This window comes from Corynebacterium pseudotuberculosis, assembly GCF_002155265.1.
Classification (GTDB): Bacteria; Actinomycetota; Actinomycetes; order Mycobacteriales; family Mycobacteriaceae; genus Corynebacterium; species Corynebacterium pseudotuberculosis.
On the sequence record NZ_CP021251.1, the window covers coordinates 1053178 to 1068026 of the forward strand.

At 52.4% G+C, this 14849-nt stretch carries 14 protein-coding genes and 3 tRNA genes; 4 read left to right on the plus strand and 13 right to left on the minus strand.

All coding sequences use genetic code 11. The features are described 5' to 3' along the window. Positions 1–12: 12 nt before the first annotated feature. Together CpATCC19410_RS04950 and bcp are read right to left on the minus strand one after the other, a co-directional pair. Positions 13–666, minus strand: coding sequence for a TetR/AcrR family transcriptional regulator (locus CpATCC19410_RS04950; protein WP_013242500.1), 654 nt, complete (start codon positions 664–666; stop codon positions 13–15). Positions 667–703: 37 nt separating this feature from the next. Next, a complete protein-coding gene (bcp, locus tag CpATCC19410_RS04955) occupies positions 704–1183 on the minus strand; it encodes a thioredoxin-dependent thiol peroxidase (RefSeq protein WP_013242499.1) in 480 nt (159 codons plus the stop codon). 88 nt (positions 1184–1271) lie between these two features. On the opposite strand from bcp, the gene CpATCC19410_RS04960 reads away from it, so the two are divergent. Both CpATCC19410_RS04960 and CpATCC19410_RS04965 read left to right on the plus strand, forming a co-directional pair. Further along, on the plus strand, positions 1272–1547 hold the full coding sequence (locus CpATCC19410_RS04960; RefSeq protein ID WP_013242498.1) for a DUF3618 domain-containing protein: 276 nt from the start codon (positions 1272–1274) through the stop codon (positions 1545–1547). Between the two features lie 123 nt (positions 1548–1670). Further along, positions 1671–2015, plus strand: coding sequence for an antibiotic biosynthesis monooxygenase family protein (locus tag CpATCC19410_RS04965; RefSeq protein ID WP_014800825.1), 345 nt, complete (start codon positions 1671–1673; stop codon positions 2013–2015). 11 nt (positions 2016–2026) lie between these two features. On the opposite strand, the gene CpATCC19410_RS04970 is transcribed toward CpATCC19410_RS04965, so the two are convergent. The 3 genes from CpATCC19410_RS04970 to CpATCC19410_RS04980 form a co-directional block, all read right to left on the minus strand. After that, positions 2027–2581, minus strand: a complete 555-nt coding sequence (locus CpATCC19410_RS04970; protein ID WP_014655718.1) for an isochorismatase family protein — start codon at positions 2579–2581, stop codon at positions 2027–2029. A 198-nt stretch (positions 2582–2779) separates the two neighbouring features. Continuing rightward, positions 2780–3778 carry an NADP-dependent oxidoreductase gene (locus tag CpATCC19410_RS04975; RefSeq protein ID WP_013242495.1) on the minus strand — a complete coding sequence of 333 codons (999 nt, stop codon included), beginning with the start codon at positions 3776–3778 and terminating at the stop codon, positions 2780–2782. Between the two features lie 309 nt (positions 3779–4087). After that, positions 4088–4163, minus strand: a tRNA-Lys gene (locus tag CpATCC19410_RS04980). A 398-nt stretch (positions 4164–4561) separates the two neighbouring features. Here CpATCC19410_RS04980 and CpATCC19410_RS04985 point away from each other — a divergent pair. Next, positions 4562–5752 (plus strand): L,D-transpeptidase, encoded by a 1191-nt coding sequence (locus CpATCC19410_RS04985; RefSeq protein WP_014300895.1) that lies wholly within the window; start codon positions 4562–4564, stop codon positions 5750–5752. Positions 5753–5805: 53 nt separating this feature from the next. On the opposite strand, the gene CpATCC19410_RS04990 is transcribed toward CpATCC19410_RS04985, so the two are convergent. The 5 genes from CpATCC19410_RS04990 to CpATCC19410_RS05010 form a co-directional block, all read right to left on the minus strand. Further along, positions 5806–6633: a dihydrodipicolinate synthase family protein gene (locus CpATCC19410_RS04990; protein ID WP_013242493.1), complete on the minus strand. Its 828-nt coding sequence runs from the start codon at positions 6631–6633 to the stop codon at positions 5806–5808. A gap of 57 nt (positions 6634–6690) precedes the next feature. Then, a tRNA-His gene (locus CpATCC19410_RS04995) sits at positions 6691–6766 on the minus strand. 46 nt (positions 6767–6812) lie between these two features. Further along, positions 6813–7472, minus strand: coding sequence for an oligoribonuclease (gene orn / locus CpATCC19410_RS05000; RefSeq protein WP_013242492.1), 660 nt, complete (start codon positions 7470–7472; stop codon positions 6813–6815). Between the two features lie 65 nt (positions 7473–7537). Further along, a complete protein-coding gene (cmrA, locus tag CpATCC19410_RS05005; RefSeq protein WP_013242491.1) occupies positions 7538–8341 on the minus strand; it encodes a mycolate reductase in 804 nt (267 codons plus the stop codon). A gap of 129 nt (positions 8342–8470) precedes the next feature. Next, on the minus strand, positions 8471–9466 hold the full coding sequence (locus CpATCC19410_RS05010; protein ID WP_013242490.1) for an MDR family oxidoreductase: 996 nt from the start codon (positions 9464–9466) through the stop codon (positions 8471–8473). 275 nt (positions 9467–9741) lie between these two features. On the opposite strand from CpATCC19410_RS05010, the gene CpATCC19410_RS05015 reads away from it, so the two are divergent. Next, complete coding sequence (locus CpATCC19410_RS05015) at positions 9742–11568, plus strand: S8 family peptidase (protein WP_013242489.1); 1827 nt, start codon at positions 9742–9744, stop codon at positions 11566–11568. Between the two features lie 151 nt (positions 11569–11719). On the opposite strand, the gene CpATCC19410_RS05020 is transcribed toward CpATCC19410_RS05015, so the two are convergent. The 3 genes from CpATCC19410_RS05020 to CpATCC19410_RS05030 all read right to left on the minus strand — a co-directional run bounded on the left by CpATCC19410_RS05020 (position 11720) and on the right by CpATCC19410_RS05030 (position 14414). Then, a tRNA-Arg gene (locus CpATCC19410_RS05020) sits at positions 11720–11793 on the minus strand. Between the two features lie 115 nt (positions 11794–11908). Beyond that, the gene (locus CpATCC19410_RS05025; RefSeq protein WP_014401336.1) at positions 11909–12109 is read right to left on the minus strand and encodes a YbdD/YjiX family protein; all 201 of its coding nucleotides are present in this window, start codon (positions 12107–12109) and stop codon (positions 11909–11911) included. Positions 12110–12128: 19 nt separating this feature from the next. Further along, a complete protein-coding gene (locus CpATCC19410_RS05030; RefSeq protein WP_014367488.1) occupies positions 12129–14414 on the minus strand; it encodes a carbon starvation CstA family protein in 2286 nt (761 codons plus the stop codon). Between the last annotated feature and the right edge of the window lie 435 nt (positions 14415–14849).

Genomic DNA, 14849 nt, shown 5'->3' on the forward strand with positions numbered 1-14849 from the left:
AGAACTAAGACTCTAACCGGTAGCCACAGCGAAGAGATATGCCACAAGCATTCTCTTGATCTCTGTGACCCGTGCGTGGAACATTTCGTCTGTGGAGGTGCGGTCGTACACCGCGTAATTTAAGAGAGATGAGACCGTATGCACCAGCATACGAGAGATTTCTGCCCGCCCCTCTTCAGATGTTTGCGGAGCGAGTGGACGTAGCGCTTCTCCCACGATTTCTAGCATGGGCTTTTCTGTTGCCGCCGCCGTTGCTCTCGTCGCGGGGGTGGACTGGATTGCATGCCAGACGCTCCTACGGGAAGGATCAGCGCGCCACATATCGGCCAGATGATCAATGAACTCGTCGAGAAAGTCCGGCCACTGAAGCGCCGGAACTTGCTCGGAGAATTTTTGTATCTCAGATAAGGATGCCGCAGTATCTTGGCGATCAAGTTCGCAGATCATCACATATTTATTGGCAAAGAATTGATAAATGGTTCCGATGGGCACCTCGGCACGGCGGGCGACTTCATCGAAGGTAAAGGACTCAAAGCCTACGTCGACAAGCACAGAACGAGCAGCGGCGAGGATCCTGTTGAATCTTTCGCGGCTACGTTGCTGTGCAGGCCTGCGGCGGGGGAGAAGTATTTCCCCGCTGGTCCTGATTACTTCGGGTTTACCCATGGTTTACATCGATTGATTCTTTACTAGAGCCGATTGATTATTCGCTTGCGAGCAGATCGCGGAGGACTCGTGCAACATGTCCCGTGGCACGGACGTTGTATAAAGCTAAGCCAAGCGTTCCGTCTGGTTCTACAAGAAACGTTGAACGAATAACCCCTTGAACCACTTTGCCGTAGTTCTTTTTCTCTCCAAAGGCGCCGTAGGCTTTCATCACTTCCTTTGATTCGTCGGAAAGCAAAGGGAAATTAAGCTCATGATCGTTGCGGAAGTCACTAAGCTTGCTCACCTTATCGGGGGAGATACCTACAACATTAATCCCTAGGCTTTCGAGCTGGCTAAGGCTATCCCGGAAATCACACGCCTCCTTAGTGCACCCAGGGGTATTAGCGCGGGGATAAAAATAGACCAGCACTCGCGACCCGCGGAAATCCCTAAGGGCTGTTGTGCCGCCTTTGTCATTAGGAAGATCAAAGTCGGGGGCCATATCGCCGAGAGAAAGTCGCGCTTGTTCAGTCATGGTCTAAAGGATACCGGCTAAGCACAGACAACGGGTTTCGGGCTAAGGTGTAAAGAGGAAATAGCGAAGAACTCAGAGGAGAGTATCCGTGGCACGCGATATTAATGACATTCAGCGCGACATTGAGCGCACCCGTCGTCAGCTCGCAAGCACCCTCGACGAGATTGTGGATCGTTCTAAGCCACAGAACTTTGTCGACGATGCTAAGAAGCAAGCAACCACCAAGCTCCAGGACCCCCAGATCCAGAAGATTTTTGTGGGTATCGGAGTAGCTGTGGCTGGCCTAGTGGTCCTCGGTATTGCGCGTGGACGTAAGAAAAACAAAGAACTCAAAGAAATCCAGCGTCTTCTCGCGCAGCGTTAGGGGGGCCGAGTATCGCCATCCTGATAGCTCAGTAACCCATGAGCCATATCCTCACTCATTAACCCCGGTGGGATATGGCTTTTTCTCTGCAGGGCATGGCTCGTAGGACTAGCATCTGTGTCTATGAGCATTATTAAAATTAACGCATTGTCCGTTCCTGAAGGTCGCGGTGAGGAAATAGAGAAACGATTCGCAGCACGTAAGCATGCGGTAGATTCCGCGCCGGGCTTTGAAGGTTTCCAATTACTACGCCCCACAGCTGGTGAGGATCGCTATTTTGTAGTGACCCAGTGGGCTGATGAAGAATCATATGCGCAATGGCGCGATGGGGAAGCACAGAGCCTACACAGGCATGGACGAGGCGAGAATCATGAGACTGATTCGGCTCCTCACTCGGGTGCTACAGCACCCGTGGCACACAAATCTGAGCTTTTAGAATTCGACGTGGTGCTGGACTCTACAAAGTAGAGGTAGAGAAGCTAAACAAGGACACATCCATGCTCTTTAAGCTGATGCAAAACTGTGTGGGTGTTGTCCTCGTTGACTGCGGCGCAAAGGTGCGAGAGCACCGTCACACGGAAGCCTTCTCTTAAACCGTCAAGAGCCGTAGCCTGAACGCAATAATCCGTAGCGATTCCCGCGATATCAATCTCGCGTATCCCGCGATTCTTTAACCATTCACCTAATAACTCTCCAGATGCTGTGGACCCCTCGAACCCCGAGTAAGCCGCACTATAGTGCCCCTTATAAAAAACCTCATCAAAGTGCATGTTTGAGAGCAATGGGTGAAAATCGGCGCCTTCCGTGTTGGCTATGCAATGTACAGGCCAGGAGTCAATAAAGTCTGGTGTCTGAGAAAAATGATCGCCGGGGTCAATGTGCCAATCTTTGGTGGCTGCGATGCAGTCGTATTTTCCCCTATGAGACGCCGTGTATTCTGCAATGGATTGTGCTTGGATTGCGCCCTTGACCGTTTCTAACGCCCCTCCCGGACAAAAGTCATTTTGGACGTCAACAATGATGAGGGCTCGCATATTTTCTTTCTGAGAGGGCACAAGGATAGTACAAAATGCATATGAGAATACACGCTGCATGGAAGAACGCTGTATTGGGGTTAAAAAGGGGGTAAGTGTTGTGGACAATGCTTATCGACGTCCCCTGTTATGACGAATCCCCGCTAACCGAAAATAAAAATCGTCTAGCGGGGACTAGGTACGTGGAGTGGGAATCCTTTAAAATTCCACGATCATCTTGCCCGTGTTGCCGCCTTGAAAGAGCTCAAGGAAAGCAGAGGGGAGTGATCCGACGCCGTGACGGATAGTGACATCGAACTTTATCTGCTTAGTGGCTACAAGCGGGGGTATAACTCGTTGAAATTCCTCAAGCATATCCATGTATTTGGGAACCACAAAGCCGCGCAAGGTAAGGGATTTACCAATGATTAGTTGCATGTTGCGCGGCCCAAAGGTCTCTTCTTCGGAGTTATATTGGGAGATCGCCCCACACAGTGCTGCTCGGCCAAACACATTGAGGTGCTCGATTGCTGCTTCCAGATGGTCACCGCCGACATTATCAAAATAGACATCGATGCCGTTGGGGGCAGCTTTAGCGAGCGCTGCGGAAATATTGCCGTCGCAATAATTAAAGGCGGCGTCGAAACCTAGCTCTTTCAAACGCTCAACCTTGGCATCCGTGCCGGCAGAGCCCACCACAAAGGAAGCTCCGAGGTGCTTTGCAATTTGTCCTGCAGCTGAACCGACGGCACCGGCCGCTCCAGAGATAAAGACGGTATCCCCCTCCTTTATCTCCGCGATTCTTTTCAATCCGATATAAGCGGTCAAGCCAGTCAAACCTAGTATGCCTAGGTATGCATGAGCTGGAACAGCGTGTGTATCTACCACTAAAGCTTCGGCGTCATCGACTATGGCCATTGTTTGCCAGCCTTGGAAGTGACGCACACTCTGTCCAACCTGAATCTTCTCAGACTTTGATTCCACGACTACACCGACGGCGCCACCAGACAGCGGCTGATCAATCTGGAATGGTGGCACATACGATTGGGTATCGTTCATGCGGCCTCGCATATACGGGTCGACTGTTGCTACCTCATTGCGGACTAACACCTGGCCTGCTTGAAGCTCTGGAAGCTCGACGGTCTCCTTGCGGAAGTTCTCCAATGTAGGCATACCTTGAGGTCGAGACGCGAGAACCCATTGGGTGGTAGTGGTCATACGAATATGCTCCTTTGCCCTTGACTGCTGCGTATGAACATGTAGTCCACGAATGTTCTGAACAGTCCCTTACAACCTCACAGGGGTGGAAAATATTCCAAATTGCGTATGTCTCGTGGTGCTTTGAATTCCAGGTTTTGTGAAATCTTGAAGGTTTTTAAGCGGTGGTATCTGTTCTCAACCGCTACGGTTGTGCTGTGTAGATTGACCGCAGTCATCGTGCTTCCATGCCTGTGGCTTACTCATGGCAAGGGGTTCACGAGGTAAAAGAAAAACCCTCCTGCCGGAAAATCCGGTAGAAGGGTGAAGTGGTGCGCCATCAGGGACTTGAACCCCGAACCCACTGATTAAGAGTCAGTTGCTCTGCCAATTGAGCTAATGGCGCATTGTTTTCCTTTGCGCCCTGCGGCGCGCTGTGCAACGAGAAGAAATATAACCCTATTTGATGGTTATTGTAAAATCGCCTGGTCAGTATATGTTTCTGAGAGGGGAATGTTATGGCTATTTTAGGGGAGGTGAGTAGGAGGCTTTGGGGAGGCGTCGGCACGCTAAAAAAAGAAGTGCAACACGCAGTTTGGAAAACGTAACGGCCGATTATCAGCAAGCGATGAATGAGTGGAAAACGCTGGTGAACTGGGTTAGATAACAATGTGGCAAATATGAGTTGATTGCGGCCTGGTTCCGTAGGAAAAGGCGTTACCATGTGTGTTCGGTGTTGTGGCGGCGGGACGCTGTGAGAGAGCTTGTGGCGCGCGTTGTGGTTGTAAGAGAAGAAGGAAAATAGTGGCCAAAAGGGTATCCAAGCGATCCTATATCGGGGTAGCGGCGACGGTATTGGGGTTTTCGTTGTTGATGGCTGGGTGCACGATATCTACTAAGGGGGATGGGGCAGGACCGGGGCACGGTGAGCAGTCTTCGCGGCAGGAAGAAAAGAAGCTTGCGCCTATAGCCAGCGTGAATAATGGGGAAACAGGGGTGAACCCTTCCATATTTGTCACGGTTAAATCGTTGGGCGAAGGCCTGAAAAACGTGACCATGACTAATGAGAACGGCAAAGAGGTCCAGGGTAAGATTTCTGCCGACGGACGTTCATGGCTTACCACTGAGGTTTTGGGCTTTAATCGTTCCTACACCATTGTGGCCAAAGACAAGAACGGGGAATCTTCCACTACGGAGTTTCAAACGGTTTCGCCCGCGGCGCAGGCATTTGGTTCCTTAGCTCCCCTTAATGGATCGGTCGTGGGGGTCGCGCAGGTCATCGCGATGCGTTTTGATGCAGTTGTGAATGATCGAAAAGCCGTGGAGGATTCGATCAAAGTGATCACTGAGCCTGCTGTTGAAGGAGCATTCTTCTGGATTAGCCCCTACGAGGTCCGATGGCGGCCGGAGAGCTTCTGGGCCCCAGGTACTAAGGTCACTGTAGACGCCAAGCTTTATGGCAAGGACCTGGGCAAGGGCGTTTACGGAGATAACGACAATTCTGCGACTTTTACCATAGGCGACAGGGTTGAGGCGGTAGCCGATGATGCGACAAAGACCATGACCGTTTATCACAACGGTGCGGCTGTGCGCTCGATGCCTATATCGATGGGCGCACATAAGTGGCCGACCCCGAATGGGATTTACACCATTGGGGATAAGAATCCCTCTTTGGTGATGGACTCAGAATCCTATGGGCTTTCTCATAAAGAAGGCGGTTACCGTGTGGACGTGAAATTTGCCACGCAGATGTCCTATTCCGGTATTTACGTGCACGCGGCGCCGTGGTCTGTCTCTGCTCAGGGTAATTCCAATACGTCGCATGGTTGCATCAACGTGAACACGGAAAACGCGCAATGGTTCCAGAACTTTGTTAAGCGAGGGGACATCGTCACCGTGCGCAACACAGTCGGGGGTTACCTCAGCGGCTATGACGGGCTGGGGGATTGGAATATCGACTGGCCAACATGGAAAGCCGGAAACTCGAATATCTAATGTTTTCAAGGCCTCGTAGTTCTGTGAACTGCGGGGCCTTCTGTTTATCGTGTCTAATCCACGCCGCCAAGCGGCGCCCGGCACACTCCCATATCAATGCCCTCGTGGTCGGTGATGTAATCCTTAAGCGTCTGAATCGGTGCTTCCCCTTTGATCTTGGACACCAACTCGGACAGCAGATCATCATGAGGGGGCTCAAGGCCTCTTCTTAAAGCCTCAAACCATTCAACGGTCTCCTTTGGTGCCATATTGCCCGCGATGGAGGAAAGATAGGTAAAACCGGTTGTTACACGGGAATTGATGTTGACTTCGCCGCCGGCGTAATAACGGGTTTTAAAGGGCGTGAGCTCTTGCGCTACCTCATCGATTTTGCGTGTTCCTCCCGGATCCTTGATGCCGATAACGTGTGCCAGCATGCATAGCTGGGCAAGCGTGGAGGCGCTTGCGTCGAAACCGGTGCGCTCTGGGTGGTTGTAGATAATTGTGGGCTTACGGACGGCGTCGATTACGGCTGCTGCATAGCGGCGCGCCTGTTCTTGGGTGGGCCGCACATAGGGCGGGAATCCCAATAAAATGCCATCAATCCGGCTTAGCGACGCTACGTAGGCGGCCAGGTCTACAGCGTGACGCTGACGGATGGCAGCAACGCCAACAAGTATCTCAATCTCAGGGGCCCAAGAATGCTGGTTCACCGCATCGTATAAGGCATGTTTTTCAGAAGCATCCATGCTGTGCTGCTCGCCAGTGGAACCTCCGAAGAGGATTGATGTAATACCTTGGCTGATAAGCCAATCTGCGTGGGCCAAAGTGGACTCGATGTTGAGGGACTCATCGTGATGGAAGGCCGTGGGCACGGCAATATGGATCCGAGCGTTAAGCATGCAGTGATTGTATCGGATAACAAAAGCTCCCTGACTAAGAATAGTCAGGGAGCTTATTGGGGTGGCTGACGGGGCTCGAACCCGCGACGCCCAGGATCACAACCTGGTGCTCTACCAGCTGAACTACAGCCACCATCGCCGCTTCAAAGCAGCGAGGACAATATTAACTCACAAATCTATTATTGCAAAAACTGCTGGTAGGACTGTGTTGCTTGGGTAGAAGCATCGTTGCATTCGGAAGTAGTGAGATCCTCTTTAAAGAGTGCTCGACGGTAGTATGCAAGCTCCCGAATAGACTCGATGATATCTGCTAGTGCGCGGTGTGCCATGCCCTTTTGCGGTTGGTTGAAATACACGCGTGGCGCCCAACGTCGGGCAAGCTCTTTCACGGAGGAAACATCGACCATGCGATAATGCAGAGCGTTGTCCAGTCTCGGCATATAGGCGTTGATAAAGCTCCTGTCGGTCGCAATGGAATTGCCTGCCAGGGGTGCTGGATGTTGCGGGTCGCAGTGCTTGGCTATGAGCTCAAGGACAGCGTCCTCGGCTTCCTCGATGGAAACGGTAGAGGATCGAATCTCCTGCGTCAGGCCGGAGTTTTCGTGCATTGCGGTAACGTAGTCATCCATTTCTGCAAGCTGAGCGTCAGTGGCATGCACAACAAGGTCCACTCCCTCGCCAAGAATATTCAGATCTGCATCTGTGATGAGCGCGGCAACTTCGACGATCACGTGGCGATGCGTATCAAGACCTGTCATCTCAAGGTCTATCCAAACGAGACGATCATTTTTAGCAGGAGTATCAGACATGTTTTCTAAGGTACTCTTATCTTGCGTCATTGTGGCAGCAAGAGGCTGTTTCTAACCACGAATTGACGCAAGATCGGCTGAAGATGCACTGGGGTTTATGATCCTAGTTTTTTATAGAACCAGCCCATCAATGGTGAAAGCACTGCAGTCGGGGCAATTGCGGAAATTGCATTCATAGTTTTTGATAAAGGCCCCGGGACCACTCGGCGTGAGTTTGCGGCAAGTGCTGCGAGAGTTTCTCGTGAGCAGGACTCGTAGGTGGTCCATAGGAAATCGGGTACGACCTTATCCACGATGGATTTTTCGGCGTCGTCGATGACTGCATCGCGTACGGGGCCGGGTGCTAGCAGTGTGCATGCTACGCCCGTGCCGCGGAGCTCGTAGTGGAGCGCCTCGGTAAAGGCGTTGACCCCTGCTTTAGTGAACACGTAGGTGGCGTTGTTAGGGATGGGAACATTTCCGGCAGCCGAGCCAACGTTGCAGATAGCTCCAGTGCCGCGCTCGATCATGCCGGGAAGTACTGCGTGAGTGAGCTCAAAGACTGCCCGAGCGTTGAGCTCAAACTGCTTGTCTTCATACGACCAATCCTGGTCGATGAAAGGCCCAAAGCTTGCGATTCCAGCGGAGTTGATAATGATGTTAACTTCTAGGCCCTGGAGTTCGCTGATGAGTGTTGCTCGCTCCTGAGGGTTGGCAAGGTCGCAGGCCATAACATCCACTTTAACGCTGTGGTCGTGCTCCAGCTCTTCCGCTAGCTGTTCCAGAACATCGCGGCGGCGGGCCACCACGACGAGGTTGTGTCCCATGCGGGCGAGATCCTTGGCTATTGCACGTCCGATTCCTTGGCTGGCGCCAGTAACTACGGCTCGTGCATGAATAGAGGGGGAAGGTAATGCCACGGTAGTTCTCCTGAATATTAGTTGGAAAGCGCACAGAGTGTTCCATCCATACTACGTGCGTCGGCAGCATCACTGTTCTTGTAGACGTCATATGGTCTAACGCCTACAAGAACCCTCGCCCTAGTGTTGTTAGTCGATCTCGACTACCGTTCTGCCGTGAAGCTGATTATTCATCAGGGCTTTACCGGCATCAATGACATCGTCTAGCCCGATAGTGGTTGTCATGGCATCCAGGGCTTCTGTGTCTAGTGTCTGGGATAGTAATTCCCAAGCCTTTTCGCGATGCTCCAGAGGTGCATCAACGGAATTGATTCCAACGAGTGATATTCCACGAAGAATAAAAGGAAGAACCGTGCCCGGTAAATCCGCCCCTTGGGCCAAACCGCACGCCGTAACTACTCCGCCCCACTTGGTTTGAGCGCAAGCGTTGACCAGGGTGTGGGATCCCACGCAGTCGACAACACCCGCATATATGGCGCGCTGCAGTGGCTTGCCCTTTTCGCTCAGTTCTTTTCGATCCACGATGGAATCTGCGCCCAAGCCTAGAAGATACTCTGAGTATTCCTCTACTCGGCCAGTCGCTGCGACAACGTTATATCCAAGTTTGTGTAATAACAGGATGGCGATTGATCCCACGCCACCGGTGGCTCCGGTGACCAAGATGGGGCCATGATCGGGGAGAATCCCGTGTTGTATAAGTGCGTTCACGGAGAGAGCTGCTGTGTATCCCGCTGTTCCAATGGCCGCGGCTTGGTGCATAGAAAAATTAGCGGGGAGATGCACTGTGGATATGGCATGAATACGTTGCCGATTGGTGTATCCACCGTGTCGGAATTCCCCGATTCCTGCGCCATTGGCAATGACTTTATCGCCTGGTTGGAACCGTTCGGAATCAGATTCCAGTACTGTCCCAACGGCATCGATGCCGGGGACTAAAGGGAAAGTGCGGGCTACGCCGCGATCTCCGCGAAGTGCCATGCCGTCTTTGAAATTGAGGGAGGAATAAGCAACGTGAATGAGCACGTCACCATCAGCTATGTGTTCCTCGGCGGTTGGAAGGATATGAGTGGTTATTTCTCCAGCGTCGGAGGATTGGACCACGATAGAACGCGATTGAGTAGTCATGTGTTCCAACCTAGCCCTCTTTGCTTAGCTGAGTGATGAATAGTGTGAATGTGCACAGGTGAATATAAAAGGGGAGAAATGAGTATGGTTGAACGTTTTATCTGATGTCCGTGAAATTGCACTCACCCTAATAGGGGAAGTTTGCATAGATAAAAGCTAAGAATCAAATGAGTCTTGTCAAGCGACGGTGGGGTTTGGTGTGTGATTGCTGCGGAAGAATTTTCCCTAGGAAAAGTTTCGAATTGATTTTCTTTCATCTCGTTATAATTCCGTGAGTGAAAATTCATCCCTCAAGAACCGTATTCTCACGCAGCGGTGGCGTATCTGTAGCATGCGCTGCCATAACTTGTGTATCCCTCGTTGCTGCTGCCGCCCCTGCTTTGTCCGTTGAAGAGCCTGATGATTCCCTCGCTGTTGTCCAGCGCCAAAGTGCTGCTCCCGCTGGTGAGGCTCCCGCTACTCGATTCATCGTTACGTTTAACCGAATGACGACGTTAGACCAAGCTAAACGGATGAAAATTCTAGATAAGATTGTTAAAGAATTTTCCTCTGATGCGTCTTTTGTTCGCCAGATGTTCGATGGCTCCTACGTTGTGGAGCTAGACCCGCCTGTTCCCGCAGAAAGAATCCCTTCCCTGCGTGGCGCCCTCGAGTCTAAAGCGGAAATTGCGTATGCAGATATTGACCGCGTTCAGTATTCCGCTTCTCTTGCCGAGCCCAATGATGAACACTATAAGTTCCAATGGCACCTTTTTGACCAGTTTGGTGCCAACGTAGATAAGGCGTGGGCAACGGGCGCAGACGGTGCTGAGACAGTCATCGCTGTGGTCGACTCGGGGATTACACGCCATGCTGATCTTAATTCCAAGGTCCTTCCTGGCTATGACATGATCTCTGACCCCAAGATCTCCCAAGACCACGATGGTCGCGATAACGACCCAACTGATATGGGGGACTGGACTTATCAAGGCGCCTGTGGACGTAACTCTCGGGCCACAAATTCTTCCTGGCACGGCACTCACGTGGCAGGTATTGCAGCGGCAGTCACAGACAATCATGAGGGTGTTGCTGGTGTTGCTCCTAATGCAAAAATTCTCCCCGTTCGTGCCCTAGGGCGATGCGGCGGTTATACCTCCGACATCGCAGATGCGATCGTCTGGGCTTCCGGAGAAGAAGTCCCCGGGGTTCCGCGAAACGATAATCCCGCTGACGTAATCAATTTGTCACTTGGCGGGCAGTCTCGTTGTATGCCTATCTACCAAAATGCCATCGATCGTGCATTATCTCGCGGTGCAACAATCGCTGTGGCTGCCGGCAACGAGGATCAGTCGACCGAAAATGTCCAGCCGGCATCATGCAGCGGTGTGATTACTGTGGGTGCTACGGGCCCGGAAGGCCACCGGGCTGTCTACTCTAACTTTGGGCGCAACGTTGTTATCGGCGCGCCGGGAGGGAATATGCACCCGGCCTTTGGCAATCACAACCCGGGCGGTGGCATCCTTTCCACCGTTAACCGCGGTCTGCGTGGGGCTGAGGCTAGCGGATATTCCTATATGGAGGGCACCTCTATGGCTACGCCTGTGGTTTCCGGCGTTATTGCTTTGATGAAGGCCACCGATCCCACGATTAGCCCAGAAGAGATTGAGCGCATCCTCCGTGACACGGCACGTCGCTACACCGCAGAGCCCGGCGCGGGACAGCGAAAGACTGCCCACGGAATGGGAGCAGGGCTTATCGACGCCCACGCTGCGGTTTGTGCCGTTGCAGCCCGCAGTGGCCGCAACTGTGACGATGTACGTCGCAGCCCTAAGCCAAGCAAAACTACGGAGCCTGTGGCTACAGAGCCTGTTGTAGAAAAGACGCCTGAGCCTATTTCTGCTGACCCCGTGCCAGTTGAGTTGAATCCTAGTGATTCCCTCTCTCCGGAAGAAGACCTGCCTATTCTAGAAACAGAACCAGCACCTGTGATTCCAGAGGAACCACTGCCTATTGTGAGGCAACCAAAGGAGCGCTCTGGTCGAGAGCGCACAGGAAAAGAACAATCAAAGCAACAACAATGCACTCGTTTTGAGCGGCTTCTTCCGTGGAAGAAGTGCTCTTAAGAGGGGCTTTTAAATAAGTAATGCAAAGGCACGCTCACAATATTGTGAGCGTGCCTTTGCATTACTTATGAAGCCAAAAGATAGCAAAAGAACACAATGCATGAGCCCCGCCTTGACAGTGAAAATACTGTTAAGGCGGGGCCTATAAACGCGCCCCCGGCAGGATTCGAACCCGCGACCAATCGGGTAGAAGCCGACTGCTCTAATCCACTGAGCTACGGAGGCATTGATGGAAATAATACTACGGTGTGTGTTTTCCTCATAGTTGAGGAGGTGGGGATAAAAGATAGGTCGAGAATTGCGTCCCGACCTATCTTTTTCGTCCTGCCCTTAATGGACGCTAACAGCAGCGGGAGCCTGGATTGGCATCTTGCTCTGCCCAACGTTGACGCCAATATTCTCGTTCGCTGGGAATCGATTCATGGGGATGGTGGGCTCGTCGGTGGGCTACGAATTTTTCGTAGTCTTTTTCTCCGAGTACCTCGCCCCAGTAACGTAGCGGGGCTGTTGCCCAGCGCAGCGCTGTTGAAAGAGTCTCCATCGTTCCTCGCTAGTGAATGCTAGTGGTGGCTATGGGCGTGTGCTTTAGGTGGATCGTATTCATTCCAAGCCTTGACCAGTACTTTTTCTACGTCAGAAGTGCCAAGTGACGTTGGTGCAAAGATATTGGACTGATGGAATGGTTCTTCAGAAGTATGGACTTCCTCACCACGTTTAATCTTTCCCACGGCACGAATACAGACTACAGTAGCGGCGATGAGAACGATGATCACGAGTACTGCGAAAAGTACGGAGAGGAAGCCCTGAACTGCGGTGTTCCTAACAACAGCCTCCATGGCCTCTACCGATTTTGCAGTGCCAAAGGAGGTCTTTCCTTCTGCGAGTGCATTCTTATAACGAGTGTGCTGAGCCCAGTATCCAATGGCGGGATTGTCAGAGAAAATCTTCTGATAAGAAGCGGTCATGGTGACTGCAACATCCCAGAGCAGTGGTAGGCCAGGGATCCAGACCCATTTGAGAAGGCCCTTCTTAACGGTTACCACGACAACGAGCGAGAGCGCGACAGCAGCAAGAAGCTGGTTTGCAATACCAAAGAGCGGGAAGAGGACGTTAATACCGCCTAAGGGATCGGTGACTCCCATGAGGAGGATGGAACCCCAGAGCGCACATACGATGACTGTAGAAAGCCAATGACCTACGGTCCAGTTTGGATCTGCAAATTTTTTGAGTCCGGGGATGTTGGCTAGCGTATCTGTCATCATAAAGCGGGCTACGCGGGTGCCGGCGTCGACAGTGGTGAGAATGAAGAGCGCCTCGAACATGATGGCAAAGTGATACCAGAAAGATTGCATTCCAGCATTGCCGGTGATGTCCGTAAGAATTTGCGACATTCCGAAAGCTAGAGTTGGTGCGCCACCGGTACGAGAGATAATGGTGCTTTCGCCTACGGCCTCTGCGGCTTGGGTAAGCGCATCGGCGGTGACGCCGGCGCCTGGAAGCCCGAGCCCGTTTACAAAGGCTGCTGCCTGCGTCGGATCAAGCCCGGTAAGGGTAGCCGGGGAGTTCATAATAAAGTAGAGGTGGCGATCGATAACCACTGCCGTGATGAGGGCCATGATTGCTACGAAGGACTCCATGAGCATCGAGCCATAGCCAATCACACGCATTTGTGATTCCTTTTCAATCAATTTCGGCGTTGTTCCTGCCGAAATCAACGAGTGGAAGCCAGATAGCGCACCACAGGCGATAGTGATGAAGAGGAAGGGGAAGAGGTTACCGGCAAAGACCGGGCCGTTGCCGTTGCGCGCGAAATCGGTGATCGCAGGCATATGGACCTCTGGCCGGTTAATCACGATGGCTATAGCTAGGAGCGCGATCACGCCGACCTTCATAAAGGTAGACAGGTAGTCGCGTGGAGCAAGGAGCAACCACACGGGCAAGATAGCCGCCACGATGCCGTAGCCGATGAGAACCCAGGCCAGAGTGACCTTGGACCATGTGAACCAGTCTGTGCCCCACTCGGTGGAAGCTACCCAGCCGCCAGAAATGATGGCAAGGAGTAGTAGAACCACACCGATAACCGAAACCTCGGTCACTCGCCCTGGCCGGATATAGCGCATGTAAATGCCCATGAAGATTGCGATTGGGACAGTCATGGAAATGGAGAACACGCCCCATGGGGAGTCTGCAAGTGCGTTAACCACAACAAGAGCGAGAACCGCGATGATGATGACCATGATGGTAATAACGGCCAAGATGCCCGCAGCGCCGCCTACGGTTCCCATCTCGTCGCGGATCATTTGGCCGAGTGAACGGCCGCGACGACGTGTAGAAACCCAAAGGACAAGATAGTCCTGTACAGCACCGGCGAAAATTACACCGAGAACGATCCAGAGGGTTCCTGGAAGATAGCCCATCTGAGCTGCCATGACAGGGCCCACCAGCGGGCCGGCGCCGGCAATAGCGGCAAAATGATGGCCGAAGAGCACGCGACGATCTGTAGGAACAAAGTCCTTCCCGTCGTTAATGTATTCAGCTGGAGTCGCGCGATCATCACGCGGCCGAACCACCTTGTATTCAATAAGTCGCGCCCAGAATGCGTAGGCGATGAAGTATGACCCGACTGCGGCGAAGACAAGCCACACAGCGTTGATCGTTTCGCCTCGGGCGAAAGCAATAACACCCCAGCCTGCGGCGGCGATAAGAGCGATGATGATGAGTATGACGCGCGATTTGAGGGATAGTGGGCGCGAGTCTTTTACGCCCACGGGTAGCGGCGCCGTGTCACCGTGGAGGTATTCTACGCCTTTGGGGGGCGCTTGGATTGTGGGAACTGGATTGCTCATGTGCAATGACCTTCCACTCTGGGGCTGCGTCGATTAGCTAGCGATAATTCTGAGGGCGCTTGCTGATCAAGAAACCGAGTTTTATTGGCCGGGGGCGGGCTCGCTCTTATAAAAGATGCTTTGAAAGCCAAGCAGCACACCGCGGGGCCGTGCATTACAAAATGTTCAGTTATGGGTGCCTGTGCGTATTCGATGCTGGGAGCAACGTGCAACACACCGTCGGACTGCTATGACCTGAGAAAACTGCCCATAAATCTATGGGTAAGAATTCCAAAGCAAGTGAGATTAAGGGAACGCAAAGAATATGACCTAAATGAAGTATTTTCCCGGTCCGTAAGGGATACGCAGGGATGCACGTGGAAATATCCTTCCGTATGACAATTCAGCCTGTGGCACTAAGAAGTAGGATAGCTTAACAAAGGCCCACAACTGTAA

Bases quoted from the DNA above. Each gene is read 5' to 3' on its own strand.
- CpATCC19410_RS04950 (WP_013242500.1), bottom strand. From the start codon at position 666: ATGGGTAAACCCGAAGTAATCAGGACCAGCGGGGAAATACTTCTCCCC.
- bcp (WP_013242499.1), bottom strand. From the start codon at position 1,183: ATGACTGAACAAGCGCGACTTTCTCTCGGCGATATGGCCCCCGACTTT.
- CpATCC19410_RS04965 (WP_014800825.1), top strand. From the start codon at position 1,671: ATGAGCATTATTAAAATTAACGCATTGTCCGTTCCTGAAGGTCGCGGT.
- CpATCC19410_RS04970 (WP_014655718.1), bottom strand. From the start codon at position 2,581: ATGCGAGCCCTCATCATTGTTGACGTCCAAAATGACTTTTGTCCGGGA.
- CpATCC19410_RS04975 (WP_013242495.1), bottom strand. From the start codon at position 3,778: ATGACCACTACCACCCAATGGGTTCTCGCGTCTCGACCTCAAGGTATG.
- CpATCC19410_RS04990 (WP_013242493.1), bottom strand. From the start codon at position 6,633: ATGCTTAACGCTCGGATCCATATTGCCGTGCCCACGGCCTTCCATCAC.
- orn (WP_013242492.1), bottom strand. From the start codon at position 7,472: ATGACGCAAGATAAGAGTACCTTAGAAAACATGTCTGATACTCCTGCT.
- CpATCC19410_RS05010 (WP_013242490.1), bottom strand. From the start codon at position 9,466: ATGACTACTCAATCGCGTTCTATCGTGGTCCAATCCTCCGACGCTGGA.
- CpATCC19410_RS05025 (WP_014401336.1), bottom strand. From the start codon at position 12,109: ATGGAGACTCTTTCAACAGCGCTGCGCTGGGCAACAGCCCCGCTACGT.
- CpATCC19410_RS05030 (WP_014367488.1), bottom strand. From the start codon at position 14,414: ATGAGCAATCCAGTTCCCACAATCCAAGCGCCCCCCAAAGGCGTAGAA.